This is a genomic window from Leptotrichia shahii, from assembly GCF_008327825.1.
In the GTDB taxonomy this organism is placed as follows: Bacteria; Fusobacteriota; Fusobacteriia; order Fusobacteriales; family Leptotrichiaceae; genus Leptotrichia; species Leptotrichia shahii.
The window spans coordinates 1,713,231-1,728,260 of record NZ_AP019827.1 but is presented as its reverse complement, the minus strand read 5'-3'; the positions used below and the strand labels follow the sequence as shown (position 1 = coordinate 1,728,260).

Genomic DNA, 15,030 nt, shown 5'->3' with positions numbered 1-15,030 from the left:
ATATTTCCAATAATAATTATATAAAAACAAAAGAAATAAAAAGAATATATTTTTTATTTTATAAATTTTTTAGAATAACTATTATTAAAATTGTAAATAGGAGGTTTATATTATGAAATTTATTTCATATATATTTTCAGAATATTTTTCTATTATGAATTTTTCTATAATAACAAAAATTATTCTGTTAGTTTTGTGTGTATTCTATCTATATGCGATTTATAGAGAAATTGCAATCGAACATAAGAGGCTTAAATCAAAACGTAATGAATTACTTAATGGAATCTTAGCTTTTATAGTAGGGAGCATTGCTTTTTTAGTTGTAGCTTTTATATACAAATATATAATATATACAATTGTAACATTTGTTATTTATGCTATGGAACTTCATATTTACATACCATACGATGAAATAGGCTGTTTATTTTTATTAGGTTCATTTATGTTTTATAGTTATGGAATCTTTATACAAGAAAATCCAAGGTCAACAGCAACAGGTCATTCATATAATTCAGGATACAGAAGTAAAATTTCAGATTATGAATTAGAAGAATCTAGAGAATACGAGTGGATTCAGGAATATAATACAAAGTCTAGCATTGATGAATTAAGTAAACAAATAGATCAGGATATGGCAAATATGCTAGAGATTCAAGAGCGAGAAAGCAGGCGTCAAGAGAAAATTATTAATAGTATGGTAGAAAGAGAAAAAAAAGATTTGTGGAAGTGGTAAAAAATTAATTATAGTTATAAAAAAAGATGTGTTTAAAAAAATTTAAAACACATTTTTTAATTTTTATAGATTATGTAACTTAAAGAATAGAGTAATACATAATTAAATAATCACTTGGACTTTAATTGTATGAGGGTTAGAGAATAATTGTATAGTTATTAAATAAGTCTTATTTTGTTGCTTTTTCTATAATAATTTGTCTGTTGTAAGTATCCATTTTAGCTTTTGCTCCGATTGGAACGGCTATAAAAGGTCTTACGTGTCCAGACTTGAAATTTTTTATGATTGGAATATTTAATTTTCCGAAATTGTCATAAAATACTTCATCTATTGTCATATCTGTAGGATCAGCTTGTTTGGGATTTTTAAAGTCACCAAGTATGATTCCTTGTAATTTGTCAAATTTTCCAGCTAATCTAAGCTGTTGTAACATTCTATCTATACGGTAGCTTGCTTCATTTGTTTCTTCCAGAAAAAGTATTTTTCCATCTGTATTAATTTCATGGTCTGTTCCAAGCGTTGCAACTACCAAAGATAAATTTCCGCCAGTAATTTTTCCGTTTCCACGTCCATTTTTTATAATTGAATACGTGTCATCAAAGTCTAGCAAGTTATATGATTCATTGCTCATAAATGCTTTATTAAAAGCATTTTCTGTAACTGGCGGAATATTTTTTAAGTTATCTGCCATAGGTCCTTGAAATGTTATAAGCCCTGTTTTTTCATTAATTGCCAAAAGTAATGTCGTATTATCACTAAATCCCGAAATAATTTTTGGATTTTTTTTGATTACATCATAATTTATCTTATCGACAATTCTAATTCCACCATAACCTCCACGTACAGCAAAAATAGCATTGATGTTAGGATTTGCAAACATATCGTTTATATCTTTTGCCCTTACATTGTCAGTGCCTCCAAATCCGTACCACTTTGAATAAAATGATTGCCCATAAACAACGTTAAATCCTCTGCTTTTTAAATATTCCACTTCTGCATTACTATTTTCGTTGGTGTAGTTTGCAGGTGCAATTAAACCGATTGTATCACCAGGTTTTAAGCCTTTTGGAATAATAATTTCATCTGATGTAGTATTTTTGGTATTCTCGGGACTTGCAGCATTTCTTATTCTTGTGTTTATTTCTGAAGATTTTAATGGTCTGTATGTTGCAGCATTTAATGCTAGGCTAGCTCCAATTAATCCTGATATTATTAATATTTTATTTATTTTTATTGTTCTCACATCCTTTTTTTTATAGATTTATTTAAAAAAAATAGGCAATTTATCTTAACTGATGAAAGTTAGAGATACCTTGCCTTTAATTCTTTAATTTTTTACTATTTCATAGCTTGAACTTGTTTTAAAACTTCTGCTGCTCCATTTACTTTGTTATTTACAGCTTCTTGTAAAATTTTGATTGCTTCATCTTTTTTACCTTGTCCTGCGTAAACTTGTCCCAAAACAACTTTTGCATTATTATCTTTATCCTCAGTTATTGCTTTTTTTAAGTATTTTTCAGCTAATGATCCTGCACCAACGCTTCCAAAGTAAGTTCCAATTTGTCTGTTTGTTACTTTTGGTGAAGCTGATTTCAATTGACTGTAAATTGAGTTTACTTTTGCTGTATTATTTTGTACTTCGTAAATTCCTAAAAGTAATATTTTTGCAGCTGAGTTTTTAGGTTCTACTGCTATTGTTTTTGTTAAAAATTCTTCAGCTTTTGCTGGGTTATTTTGTTGTAAATAATAAGTTCCTAATATTTCAAGAATTTGTGCATTTTTACCTTTTGCAGCCGTATTCATTTCTAATAAATATTTTTCAGCCTGTGCTGGATTTTTTTCATTCATTGCAAGTTCAGCTAATAAGATTCCTGCTCCGTTTACACGATCAGAAGCTCCTGTATATGCTTTTTGCAAGTAAGATTTAGCTTGTGCAGTATTATTTTTTGTTAAGTAATATTGCCCAATGTTGTAATTAACTTCAGCTACGAAATCTTTATTTGCAGATTGTACAGCTTTATTGTATCTTGCAGTTCCTTTTGATTGTTCATTATTATCAAAGTAGAAAATAATTAAGCTCGATACTACGTCAGCATTATTTCCTCCAGATTTTTCATCTGTCCAGATAATATATTTTTCAGCATCAGCTTTGTTTTTTTGTTGGATTCCTACAAGATAAAGTAATCTTGCGGCTTCAACAGCTTCTGGAGTTGTAGATGATCCATTTCCCCAAGCTGCTTGTAAATAAGGTTTTGCTTGAGCTATTTTATTATCTTTTAAATAATAGGCTCCTAATTCAAGATTTGCTTTTTGTGCATAAGAAGCGTCTGTTCCTTTTGCAACGCCTTCTAATACTTTTACAGCATCTGTTATTTTATTTTCTCCAGCTAATTTTACTGCTTTTTCATAATCTGTTTTTCCATCAGCGAATGAGATGGCTCCTGTGACCAAAATGGCTCCTATTAGTAATAATTTTTTCATTTTTCCTCCTAATTAATTTGAAAATTTACAAAAACTAAAAAATATTATAATTATTTTTCATAAATATTTAAAAACTTACTATTTCTTTATAAGGTATTATATCATCTGCTTATTTGATTATGCTTATAAAGAAGTTTAAAAAATTTTAATAAAGTATTTTTTCATGAAATTTCAAAAATAAAATTTCTAAAAATATTTTATATCATCTTTCATTCTATAATTAACAAGGAGTCAAAATCCTTTGTTAATAAAGAAATAAAAATAAAGATTCTATTTTTTAAATGAAAATTGTTATTAGATATTTCTTAAAGCGTCAACTAGTTCTGTTTTTGATGCAGTTTTTGCGTCTACACCCTTTATAATTCTTGCAGGCGTTCCAGCTACAACTACGCCTTCGGGTACATTTTCAGTTACGATTGCTCCTGCTGCAACGACAGATCCTTTTCCAACTCTTACACCTTCCAGCACGACTGCATTTGCTCCTACAACTACATCATCCTCAATAACTACTGGATCAGCTGAAGGCGGCTCAATAACTCCTGCAAGCACTGCTCCTGCACCTATATGGCAATTTTTCCCAACTTTTGCACGTCCACCAAGAACAACGTTCATATCAATCATTGTTCCTTCACCGATTTCAGCACCGATATTTATAACAGCTCCCATCATAATAACTGCTCTGTCTCCGATACTTACTTTATCACGGATAAATACTCCTGGCTCAATTCTTGCATTAATGTTTTTAATGTCAAGCATAGGAACACCAGAATTTCTTCTGTCATTTTTTAGATAATAATTAGTAAGATTATTTTTTTTAATAATTTTGTCAATTTCTTCCCAATTCCCAAAAACTACCTTTAGCCCTTCTTTTCCAATGATTTTACAAGAATAAGCATTTTTTATCTCTTCATCTGTATAAAGTTCTACAGGTGTAGTTTTTTTTGCATCAGCAATATATTGAATAATTGCTTTTGATTTTTCTAATTCTGTCATTATATTCCTCCAACTTTCAACTTTTATATATTTTGACTTTTAATCATTGCATTTTCCGTATTTTAGCATTTTTTTTTGATTTTTACAACTATAATTATTTTTTTGGTTTTATGAATGTCTATAAAAAATGTTAAAACTGAAATTTTGATTATCAAAATAATAATATTTGTGGAAGTTTTTTTGTAAAAATGTTAAAATACAATTGTAGATACAAATATATTAATAATTAAATAAATAAAGGTTATTTTTTAAGATTAGATATTAGAATTTTAGTAAAAATTTGAAAGTAAATTTTATTGGAGAGAAAAATTTAGGAAGAAAAAATTTTAAAATCTAAAGTCTGTGAAAAAGAGAGGAATGGTGGAAGGATGAAACTGGATAACTTTGAGAGAATTAAGAGTTATGAAGCGGAAAGAGAAAAAAAAGAGTTGGATTTTATTATAAATTTGACAAGGGAAGCACTAACTGATCCTGAAAAGGAAAAGGAATGGAATGCTGTCAGAACTTCATTTGCACTTTATACCGAAGGAAGAAAAAAAGGGACATTTATGATAAGACCTCGTTTTTTTGAAAGTAAAATTGAGATTGAAGATTTTGAGTATTTGCTAGATACTGTGCAAAAATATTCGGATAAAAGGCTTCATCTTACAACCAGACAGGATTTTCAGCTGCACGGAATAGAAAGGGAAAATTTGCCAGAACTGCTGGAAGTTATCTCAAAGAGAGGATTTTTTACAAAGGCAACTTGCGGAGATTCTACAAGGGCAGTAATTACTCCTGAAACAACTGGATTTGAAGAAGAAGTTTTTGATGTTTCACCTTATGCAAAAATTGTGACAGATTATATTTTAGATGGACGTACATTTATGCATCTGCCAAGAAAATACAAAATTGCTTTTTCTAACAAAGAGGAAAATTCACTTTATGTAAAAATAAACGATATCGGGTTTCAAGCGGTGATTCAAGATGGAAAAAAAGGTTTTAGAGTGTATGTTGGAGGCGGATTGGGACCAATTTCAACTAATGCTATTATCTTGAGGGAATTTATCGAAGAAGATGAAATTTTGTATTATATACATGCAATGAGGAATGTGTTTAATGATCATGGAAACCGTAAAATTCGTGCTAGGGCAAGACTTCGTTATGTTTTACTGAATTTGGGAGAAGAAAAATTTTTGGAATTATGCAATGAATACATTTCTAATTTTTATGCTGAAAAAGGAGACAGTCTTAAAATTTATACAAGAAAATTGCTTGATGAAAGAGAAATCTTAGATAAAGAAAAAAAAATAGAAAGAATAAAAATATTTTCTAGCGAAGAAAATACCGATGAAAGCATTAAAAACGATGAATTTTTGAAAAATGAAAAAAATATCGTGGCAGGAAAGTATAAGGGAGAATATGGATATTATTTAAGACCTGCAAGAGGAAATATTTATAAGGAAGATGGAGAAAAATTAATTAATTTTGTAAAAGGTTTAAATTATAAAGTTGAATTGAAACTTACAAGTTTTCAAAGTATTTTGGTAAAAGGATTAAAAAAAGAAGATGTTTTAAAATTAAAAGAAATTATGGAAGAGTATTATGGCGGAAATGAATTTTTCAACTCATATTCTTGCATTGGAAGTACAACTTGTAATGTTGGTATTTTAGATACTCCGCCAATATTGGATTATATTTTTAAATATTTTGAAAATCCAGAAAAAATAGAACTTACAAATTACTTGCCACAAATAAAAATTGCTGGATGTCCAAATTCCTGTGCGACACCGCAGATAGCAAGACTTGGATTTAGTGGAAGACGTAAAAAAGATGGAGAATATTTTGCAATTTTTGCAAGAGGAGAATTTACAGGTAAAACTGTTAAATTAAATGAAATTATTGGAGAGATAAAAGCTGCTAAAATACCATATTTTCTTGAAGATATTGCAAATATTATAAAAGTGGAAAATATTGAATTTGAGCGACTTGTGAATGAAGATAGATTTATTGAGCTTATTGAGAAATATAAGGAATTTGAGCTTGAAACAATTGATTTTAATGATTTTCGTAATGCTGATGCAAAGAGGGCTTGGTAAAATAAAAAAGCGGGAGCGAATTTATGTATGTTGAATTAAAGAATATAAATAAGATGTATAATGATTATAAAGCGTCAAATAATATCAATTTAGGAATAAAAAAAGGAAAATTAGTGGCGTTATTAGGACCTTCGGGAAGTGGAAAATCTACAATTTTACGAATGATTGCGGGATTAGAAACGCCTGATTCTGGGGAAATTGTGATTGACGGAAAAGTCGTGAATGATGTTTCGCCTAGTAAAAGAGGGATTGGTTTTGTTTTTCAAAATTATGCGTTGTTTCGTTATATGACGGTTTTTGACAATATTGCTTTTGGGTTGAAAATTGCAAAAGAAAAAAAGTCTGTCATTAAAGAGCGAGTGGAGAAATTGATGGAACTTGTAAATATTGAAGGGCTTGGGAAACGATATCCAAATCAGCTTTCAGGGGGACAGCGACAAAGAGTAGCTTTTGCAAGGGCGTTGGCTCCAAATCCTGAAATATTGTTGCTTGACGAGCCTTTTGCTGCAATTGATGCTAAAGTCAGACAGGAACTTAGGAACTGGCTACGGGAAACAATTGACAAAGTGGGTATTACAAGCATTTTTGTAACACACGATCAGGAAGAGGCAATAGAAGTGGCAGATGAAATCATTGTAACAAATAAGGGAAAAATCGAGCAAATTGGGAGTCCAAAGGAAATCTATGCCAATCCTAAAACTGCATTTGTAGCAAAATTCATGGGAAATCCAATAGAACTGGAAAATATAAACAAATTTAAAGGTTTTGAAAATTTAGAAAATAGTCAGAAAGCAATCATTCGCCCTGAAAATGTAAGTATTATAAAATCAAATGAAAAATTTAGATACTCAGCCTCAACAGAAACTGGAATTGTTGAATACACTTTATTTCGTGGAAAAGAAGTAGAAATTGGCGTAAGAATAAACGGAATTTTGATAAAAGGAAACAGAAAAATAGAAGAAGATACGGTATCTGTAGGAGAAGAAGTCAATATTTACATATATCGTGCCTATGTTTTTGGGAAAAATGAGGAAGTGGAAATTGTGGAAAATGCAAATACAAGAAATCAAAATGATGTTGTTATTTAAAAAAAAATAAAAAAAGATTTTTTAAATATCTAAAAATATTTTTATATAAATTTTTTCAAAGAAATTATGATTAATAGAGATTTTTTCTGTAATTTTTATGTTTTTTCTTTTTTATAAAGTAAAGGGGAACAGTCGCCATCCCCTTTGCAAACCCGGCTTGTCTAAGCATTTTTAATTATGAAAATTAATTTAATTAAAAAGATTTTAAAGTAAAATATTGATAAATAAAAAAAGAAAAATAATATAGTTTAATAGTATTGAATGGAGTAGTTAATATCATTAAAATTAATAAAAGAGGTAATTTTATGGCAGAGAATAAGGATGATAAAAATAATAAGGAAAGAAAAAAACTTAAAATAAAGGAATTGGAAACGGATGTATTAATTATTGGTGGGGGAACTGCTGGATGTTATGCGGCGATTACGCTTGGAAAAAATTCTGATTTATCGGTAATTGTAGCAGAGAAGGCGAATATTAAGAGGAGCGGGTGTCTTGCGGCTGGGATTAATGCAATAAATGCGTATAATGTGAAAGGACGTGTGCCACAGGATTATGTGGATTATGCGGCAAAGGATGCCAATGGAATTGTACGGCACGATTTGTTAATTACTGCTGCGAATAGATTTAATGAGATTACCACTGAAGTGGAAAAGCTGGGGCTTGTGATTTTGAAAGATGAGAATGGAGAGTATGTTGCACGTGGAAATAGAAATATAAAAATAAATGGAGAAAATTTCAAGCCGATACTTGCTGATGCTGTGAAAAAGACAAAAAATGTGAGAGTTCTGAATACACTTAATATTACGGATTTGCTTGTGAAAGATGGGAAAGTTTATGGGGCAGTTGGATTTTCTATAAAAAAAGAGGAGGCTTTTGTAATTAGAGCGAAAAAAGTAATAATTTCAACTGGAGGAGCGGCTGGACTTTATAAGCCTAATAATCCTGGATTTTCACGGCATAAGATGTGGTATCCACCATTTAATACTGGGGCAGGATATGCGATGGGAATTTTAGCTGGAGCAGAAATGACAACTTTTGAGATGAGATTTATTGCTTTGAGATGTAAGGACACAATTGCACCAGTTGGAACGATTGCTCAGGGAGTTGGAGCGAAGCAAATAAATTCAAAAGGAGTTGTTTATGAGGATAAATACGGGCTTACAACGAGTGAGCGTGTTTATGGAACTGTGAGGGAAAATCAACTTGGGAATGGACCCTGTTATTTGAAGACGAGTGGAATTAGTGAAGATGAAAGCGATAGTTTGTTGAAAGCATATTTAAATATGGCACCGAGTCAAACATTGAAGTGGATTGAAAGTGGAAAAAATCCAAATGAGCAAGATGTTGAAATTGAAGGGACAGAGCCGTATATTGTCGGTGGGCATACCGCAAGCGGCTTTTGGGTAAATACGAATAGAGAAACTACAATTAATGGACTTTATGCGGCTGGAGATGTAGCTGGAGGCTGTCCACAGAAATATGTTACAGGTGCATTGGCTGAAGGGGAAATTGCGGCGCTTGACATAATTTCAAAGTTAGCTGATGAAAAAAATATTAATTGTGGAAAAATTTATGAAAATGTGGAAAACTTCTTGAATGAACAAAAGAATCAAATTATTAATCAGTATGAAAAAATAAGAAATACAGAAGCCAAAAGATTTTCAACGGAAGATATGGAAGAAGGAATGCAAAAAATTATGGATGAATATGCAGGTGGAATCTCTACAAACTATCAATTTAATGAAAAGCAGCTAAATTTGGCAAAACAGAAAATTGATCAGCTTATAGAGCTTTCTGATGAGCTTTCGGCAGATAATATGCATGATTTAATGTTTGCTTATGAGCTAAAAGAGAGATTGATAGTGTGTAAATCACTAATTGGGCATCTTTTTTTCAGGAAGGAAACGAGATGGCGTTCGTTTAATGAGAATCTGGATTATCCTGAAACTGATGAAAATTACTTTAAATATGTGAATTCAAGATTAGTTGATGGAGAACTGGAAGTATTTATGAGGGAAATTGTTAAGGAGGAGAAATATGAGCATAGTAATTGATCCGTATGTGTGTATAGGATGTACAAAATGTACGTTGGTGTGTCCGGGGACTTTGATTGAAATGCAGAAAGTGGATGACATGAAAATCGAAAAGGCGGTTATGCAGTATCCAAAAGACTGCTGGGGCTGTGTTTCTTGTGTAAAGGAATGTCCGGTTCAGGCAATTTCGTTTTTTCTTGGGGCAGATATTGGAGGGAATGGAAGTACGATGACGACTAAGGAAGAAGGAGATGTTCTGAAATGGATTATTGAAAAAAGGGACGGAACTGTGGAAGAAATTGATATAAATAGGAAAGATGCAAATAAATATTGATAAATATAATGAATAATAAAAATGGCTACCCCAATTATGAGATAGCCTAAGTTGATCTTTTTTCAAAAATGCTACGTATTTTGTTATATTAATTATACAACATTTTAGAGAAAAAAACAATAGTAATTTTTAATAAAAAAAATGATTTTTTGAGTTTTTGTAGAATTTAGATTAATTTTATTATATAATGTAAGTGGCTTAAAAATAAGTTTGATCTCTTATTTTAAGTATCTCCGTAAAAAGGAGGTGCAAAAATGCTACGGTATATAAAAATAACAATACTGATTATAGTATTATTCTTTTTGATACAAAATAATGCTATGTAGCAGTATTTTTTCTCACTATTCTAAATCTGAGTAGTGAGTTTTTTTTAAACAAATTAGTTTGATGTAAAAAATATTTTTATCACAAATTAAAAATAAATTGTATATACACTTGACTGTACAAATGTAATGTGTAATAATATAGAAAAATATAATATATTAAATTTTTTTATTCATAAGTTTGAAAAAATAAAAAAAGAAAGGGTGATTTATAATATGAATGAATTATCTCATTTAGATGAATTGGAAGCGGAGGCGATATATATTATTCGGGAAGTTGCGGCTGAATGTGAAAATCCTGTTATGCTTTATTCAATTGGAAAGGATAGCTCGGTTATGTTACATTTGGCAATGAAGGCGTTTTATCCTGAAAGACCGCCTTTTCCATTTCTACATGTGAATACTGGTTGGAAATTTAAGGAAATGATTAATTTTCGTGATAAAAGGGCGAAAGAACTTGGAATTGAAATGATTGAATATATCAATCCTGAAGGAGTTGAAAAAAATATTAATCCATTTGATCATGGCTCTTCATTTACAGATATTATGAAAACACAAGCGTTGAAACAGGCACTTAATAAATATGGATTTACTGCGGCATTTGGCGGAGGTCGTAGAGATGAGGAAAAAAGTCGTGCTAAAGAAAGAATTTTCTCATTTAGAAATGCAGCACAAGCATGGGATCCCAAAAATCAACGTCCAGAAATGTGGAAACTTTACAATACAGAGATTAGTAAAGGTGAAAGTATTAGAGTTTTCCCAATTTCCAACTGGACTGAAAAGGATATTTGGGAGTATATTCAAAGGGAGAATATACCAATTGTTTCACTTTATTCGGCCGCAGAACGTCCTGTTGTGGAAAGGGATGGAAATTTAATCATGGTTGATGATGAAAGAATGCGATTGGAAGAAGGCGAAGAGCCTGAAATTAAAATGGTTCGTTTTAGAACTCTAGGAGATTATCCATTGTCTGGGGCTGTGGAATCAGATGCTGTAACTTTGGAGGAAATAATTGATGAAACATTGAGTTCAGTTGAATCTGAGCGTACAAGTAGAGTTATCGATAGAGATAGTGGGGCAGCAAGCATGGAAAAAAGAAAAAGAGAGGGGTATTTTTAATGGTGAGATTATTAAAATTTATTACTTGTGGAAGTGTGGATGATGGAAAATCAACATTGATTGGAAATATTCTTTATAACTCAAAATTGCTTTATGCAGATCAAGAGGAAGCATTGATTTTAGATAGTAAAGTTGGATCACGTGGAGGAGCGATTGATTATTCGCTACTTTTAGATGGATTGATGGCTGAAAGAGAACAAGGAATCACGATTGATGTAGCTTATCGTTATTTTACTACAAATAAACGTAGCTTTATTGTGGCTGATACGCCAGGTCATGAAGAATATACAAGAAATATGGCGGTTGGAGCTTCATTTGCCGAAGTTGCAATTTTGCTTTTAGATGTTACAAAAGGTGTACTTGTTCAAACTAGAAGACACGCAAGAATTTGCTCAATGGTCGGAATACGTCATTTCGTTTTTGCAGTAAATAAAATGGATTTAGCAAATTATAGCGAAGAGAAATTTAATAAAATTGTCAATGAAGTAAAGGAATTGGCAAAAGAATTGGAATTGGAAAATATAAAAATAATTCCTGTGAGTGCAACTGAAGGAGATAATGTTACTAAAAAATCAGAAAATATGCCTTGGTATAAGGAAGAAAGCATTATCGAATATTTAGAAACAGTTGATGTGACAGAAGATACTAAAAATTCTGATTTTTATGTACCGATTCAAAGAGTTTGCCGTCCAAATCATGAATTTAGAGGATTTCAAGGGCAAATTGAAAGTGGTTTTATAAAAGTTGGAGAAGAAATTGTTGTGTTGCCAAGTAATGAAACTGCGACTGTGAAAACGATTTTGAATGGGGATAGGAATGTAGAAGAGGCATTTTCTGGACAGGCTGTTACAATTCAGCTGGACAAGGAAGTAGATGTGAGTCGTGGTTCTGTTATCACGAAAAACAAAAATCTTTCAGTTGCAAAATCAATTGAAGCCGCATTATTGTGGATGGACGATGATAAATTAATTGTTGGAAAAGAATATTTGGCAAAACTTGGAACGAAGAAACTTCCTGCAATATTGAAGGAAATTGTTTATAAAATTGATGTAAATACTGGAGAAAAAATCGAAATGCAAAGTATTGTGAAAAATGAAATTGCTCTTTGTAAAATTGAATTTTCAGATAAAGTTATTGTTGATTTATTTAAGAAAAATAAGACTTTGGGAGAATTGATATTAATTGACAGACTCTCTCATCAAACAGCTGCTGCGGGAGTAGTGGAAAATATTGATACGACTGGAGAAAAACCATATTTTGAAAAAGATGATATAAAAATTGGCGGATATATTTTTGAGGAATTGTATTTTGATTTTGAAAATGCAAGAATGTCTAAAGAAGAAACAGGAGAAAAAACGTATCATGTAGGCGACATTGTGCCTCAAAAGGGAGATAGCTTTGAGTATCCGCAATATTTTGACATTATTTCACTTGAAAGTGAAGCGGCAGTGTTAGTTAGGGATCGTAAGATTTTTGATATTGTGAGATTAGAAGATTATCATTTTACAGGGCTTCCAGTGCTAGACGAAGCAGGATTTGGATTACAGATTAAAACTAGAGAAGATATGAAAAATTATCTTTTAGATTACAATCGAAATATAAATAAAGTGGAAATTCATAAAAAATGGGCAAGATTTGAAACTTATAGAAGAATAGTAAGTGGAGATAGTTTTTACGTAATTTAATTTTAAATTCTAGATTATTAAATTAGCAAATACAGAAACAAAAAATTAATGAATAAAAAGTAGACGGTTGTATAGTAAAACTATTTTAAAACCTAACTCAAAAATTATAATTATTTTACTCAAATCCTAAATTTATATGATTTTTAAGAGTTCAATTTTGAGTGGGTTCAAGTATAAAAAGGGAAAGGAGAAGGGAAATATGCTAAAAAAATTGAAAGTACCAGCAATATTAGCTATAATTGTAATTTTGCTTTATTTTATAGGAATTGCAAGGCAAAGCAGCAAAATTGGGAAGAATAAGCAGAAGATGGAAATTGTGAATGTTTCCTATGATCCTACCCGTGAACTATATGAGAGATATAATGGGCTGTTTAAGGCATATTACAAGCAAAAATATGGAAAAGATGTGAATATTATCCAGTCACACGGAGGCTCAGGCTCACAGGCACGTTCCGTAATTGAAGGGCTTGATGCGGATGTGGTAACTTTGGCTTTGGAAAATGATGTTGCACTTCTTGAGAAGGTAGACTTGCTTGAAAAAGGCTGGATAGGCAAATTTCCAGGCAATTCTTCTCCGTATACCTCGACAATTGTTTTCCTCGTAAGAAAAGGAAATCCACAGAATATCAAGGATTGGAACGATTTAGCAAAAAAAGGAGTAAAAGTAATAACACCTGATCCAAAAAGTAGTGGAGGAGCTTGCTGGAATTTTTTGGCAGCATGGTCGTATGGGCTTGAAAAATATGGAAAAGATGAAAATAAAATAAAAAGTTTTGTAAAGAGTATTTATGACAATGTGTCTGTAATGGATTCAGGAGCAAGAGCAGCAACTACAACTTTTGTAGAAAATAATCAGGGAGATGTGTTAATTGCATGGGAAAATGAGGCGATTGCAACGGTTAAGGAATATCCTGACAGATATCAAATTGTTTATCCGAGTGTGAGCATTTTAGCTCAGCCGACAGTAGCAGTTGTCGATAAGATTTCAAAAGATGACGGGACTTATCAAGCAAGTACAGAATATTTAAAGTATTTGTATTCAGAAAAAGCTCAGGAAATAATAGCTGAAAGCGGCTACAGACCTTATGACCAAAAAGTTCTAAAAAAATACGGAAATAAATTTGATTTAAAGATGAAATTGACAAAAATAGATAATTTTGGTGGCTGGAAAAAAGCATACGAGAAATTTTTCAATGAAGGTGCGTTATTTGATAAAATTTATGAAAATTAAAAATAAAAAAGATTTTAAATGAAAGGAGTGAAACAATGAGAATATTAGCTTTAAAAAGAAAAGAAAAAACTGTGATTCCAGGTTTTGGACTGACATTTGGAATATCACTGGCAATGTTGTCAATTTTAATACTGATACCGCTTGTTTCAGTATTAGTTTATTCCTTTAGGCTGTCGCCTTCTGAATTTTGGCAACTTATAACAGAAAAGGCAGTTTTAAGTGCACTTTTTACAAGTATTGCCTGTTCGTTTGCTGCGGCTGCTGTAAACTGTGTTTTTGGAGTAATTTTGGCTTGGGTGCTTGTAAAGTATGATTTTTTTGGAAAAAGGTTTTTAGACGGGATGTTGGAATTACCTTTTGCCTTGCCTACCGCAGTTGCAGGAATTACACTTTCAAAAATGTATTCTGATACTGGAATTGTTGGAAGATATTTTGCAAAATTTGGAATAAAAATTTCATATACTCACATTGGAATAATAATTGCATTAATTTTTGTGGGAATTCCTTTTGTGGTAAGGGCGGTTCAGCCAATATTGGAAAAGCTGGATAATCAGTATGAGGAAGCTGCATATATTTTGGGAGCAGATAAAAAAACGACTTTTTGGAAAGTGATTTTTCCCGAAATAAGACCTGCGCTTTTAACAGGATTTGGACTTGCATTTTCGAGAGGAATTGGAGAATACGGAAGCGTAATTTATATTTCAGGAAATAGCCTAAAAGAACATACACAGGTCATTTCTTATGTAATTATGCAAAAATTAAATTATGTTGACTATCCATCGGCAACTGTTATAGCTCTAGTTATGTTAATATTTTCATTCATACTTTTATTTTTAATAAACCTAGTTCAGATGAATCAGTTCAAGCGAACAAACAATATTTAGCAAAGGAGGAAATGAAATAGGGGAAAAAAATAGTGCAGCGAAATACGT

Annotated in this window: 12 protein-coding genes; 9 read left to right on the top strand and 3 right to left on the bottom strand. The window is 31.2% G+C overall.

Annotated features, from left to right (window positions below):
* The first annotated feature begins 112 nt into the window (after positions 1 to 112).
* Positions 113 to 733 carry a hypothetical protein gene (locus F1564_RS07945; protein WP_018450594.1) on the top strand — a complete coding sequence of 207 codons (621 nt, stop codon included), beginning with the start codon at positions 113 to 115 and terminating at the stop codon, positions 731 to 733.
* Between the two features lie 169 nt (positions 734 to 902).
* Here F1564_RS07945 and F1564_RS07940 read toward each other — a convergent pair whose 3' ends face one another.
* From F1564_RS07940 to dapD, 3 genes are all read right to left on the bottom strand, one after another.
* A complete protein-coding gene (locus F1564_RS07940; protein ID WP_018450595.1) occupies positions 903 to 1,976 on the bottom strand; it encodes a S66 peptidase family protein in 1,074 nt (357 codons plus the stop codon).
* Between the two features lie 95 nt (positions 1,977 to 2,071).
* Entirely contained in the window at positions 2,072 to 3,214 is a 1,143-nt protein-coding gene (locus tag F1564_RS07935; RefSeq protein ID WP_018450596.1) for a tetratricopeptide repeat protein, read from the bottom strand.
* 294 nt (positions 3,215 to 3,508) lie between these two features.
* Positions 3,509 to 4,207, bottom strand: coding sequence for a 2,3,4,5-tetrahydropyridine-2,6-dicarboxylate N-acetyltransferase (gene dapD, locus F1564_RS07930; RefSeq protein WP_018450597.1), 699 nt, complete (start codon positions 4,205 to 4,207; stop codon positions 3,509 to 3,511).
* Positions 4,208 to 4,575: 368 nt separating this feature from the next.
* Here dapD and F1564_RS07925 point away from each other — a divergent pair, with 368 nt between their 5' ends.
* From F1564_RS07925 to cysT, 8 genes are all read left to right on the top strand, one after another.
* On the top strand, positions 4,576 to 6,285 hold the full coding sequence (locus tag F1564_RS07925; RefSeq protein WP_018450598.1) for a nitrite/sulfite reductase: 1,710 nt from the start codon (positions 4,576 to 4,578) through the stop codon (positions 6,283 to 6,285).
* 23 nt (positions 6,286 to 6,308) lie between these two features.
* On the top strand, positions 6,309 to 7,373 hold the full coding sequence (locus F1564_RS07920) for a sulfate/molybdate ABC transporter ATP-binding protein (protein WP_018450599.1): 1,065 nt from the start codon (positions 6,309 to 6,311) through the stop codon (positions 7,371 to 7,373).
* A gap of 305 nt (positions 7,374 to 7,678) precedes the next feature.
* The gene (locus F1564_RS07915; protein WP_018450600.1) at positions 7,679 to 9,427 is read left to right on the top strand and encodes an adenylyl-sulfate reductase subunit alpha; all 1,749 of its coding nucleotides are present in this window, start codon (positions 7,679 to 7,681) and stop codon (positions 9,425 to 9,427) included.
* Positions 9,411 to 9,740: a 4Fe-4S dicluster domain-containing protein gene (locus tag F1564_RS07910; RefSeq protein ID WP_006805883.1), complete on the top strand. Its 330-nt coding sequence runs from the start codon at positions 9,411 to 9,413 to the stop codon at positions 9,738 to 9,740. Before F1564_RS07915 ends, F1564_RS07910 begins: the two co-directional genes overlap by 17 nt.
* Positions 9,741 to 10,279: 539 nt before the next feature.
* Entirely contained in the window at positions 10,280 to 11,182 is a 903-nt protein-coding gene (gene cysD, locus F1564_RS07905; RefSeq protein WP_018450601.1) for a sulfate adenylyltransferase subunit CysD, read from the top strand.
* A complete protein-coding gene (locus F1564_RS07900) occupies positions 11,182 to 12,867 on the top strand; it encodes a sulfate adenylyltransferase subunit 1 (protein WP_018450602.1) in 1,686 nt (561 codons plus the stop codon). The genes cysD and F1564_RS07900 overlap by 1 nt, the downstream gene beginning before the upstream one ends.
* 199 nt (positions 12,868 to 13,066) lie before the next feature.
* The gene (locus F1564_RS07895; RefSeq protein ID WP_018450603.1) at positions 13,067 to 14,098 is read left to right on the top strand and encodes a sulfate ABC transporter substrate-binding protein; all 1,032 of its coding nucleotides are present in this window, start codon (positions 13,067 to 13,069) and stop codon (positions 14,096 to 14,098) included.
* Positions 14,099 to 14,133: 35 nt separating this feature from the next.
* Entirely contained in the window at positions 14,134 to 14,982 is an 849-nt protein-coding gene (gene cysT, locus F1564_RS07890; RefSeq protein WP_018450604.1) for a sulfate ABC transporter permease subunit CysT, read from the top strand.
* The last annotated feature ends 48 nt before the right edge of the window (positions 14,983 to 15,030 follow it).

Excerpts from the sequence above, each read along its gene's own strand:
- F1564_RS07925 (WP_018450598.1), top strand. The coding sequence starts at position 4,576 with ATGAAACTGGATAACTTTGAGAGAATTAAGAGTTATGAAGCGGAAAGA.
- cysT (WP_018450604.1), top strand. The coding sequence starts at position 14,134 with ATGAGAATATTAGCTTTAAAAAGAAAAGAAAAAACTGTGATTCCAGGT.
- cysD (WP_018450601.1), top strand. The coding sequence starts at position 10,280 with ATGAATGAATTATCTCATTTAGATGAATTGGAAGCGGAGGCGATATAT.
- F1564_RS07910 (WP_006805883.1), top strand. The coding sequence starts at position 9,411 with ATGAGCATAGTAATTGATCCGTATGTGTGTATAGGATGTACAAAATGT.
- dapD (WP_018450597.1), bottom strand. The coding sequence starts at position 4,207 with ATGACAGAATTAGAAAAATCAAAAGCAATTATTCAATATATTGCTGAT.
- F1564_RS07945 (WP_018450594.1), top strand. The coding sequence starts at position 113 with ATGAAATTTATTTCATATATATTTTCAGAATATTTTTCTATTATGAAT.
- F1564_RS07920 (WP_018450599.1), top strand. The coding sequence starts at position 6,309 with ATGTATGTTGAATTAAAGAATATAAATAAGATGTATAATGATTATAAA.
- F1564_RS07915 (WP_018450600.1), top strand. The coding sequence starts at position 7,679 with ATGGCAGAGAATAAGGATGATAAAAATAATAAGGAAAGAAAAAAACTT.
- F1564_RS07900 (WP_018450602.1), top strand. The coding sequence starts at position 11,182 with ATGGTGAGATTATTAAAATTTATTACTTGTGGAAGTGTGGATGATGGA.
- F1564_RS07895 (WP_018450603.1), top strand. The coding sequence starts at position 13,067 with ATGCTAAAAAAATTGAAAGTACCAGCAATATTAGCTATAATTGTAATT.
- F1564_RS07935 (WP_018450596.1), bottom strand. The coding sequence starts at position 3,214 with ATGAAAAAATTATTACTAATAGGAGCCATTTTGGTCACAGGAGCCATC.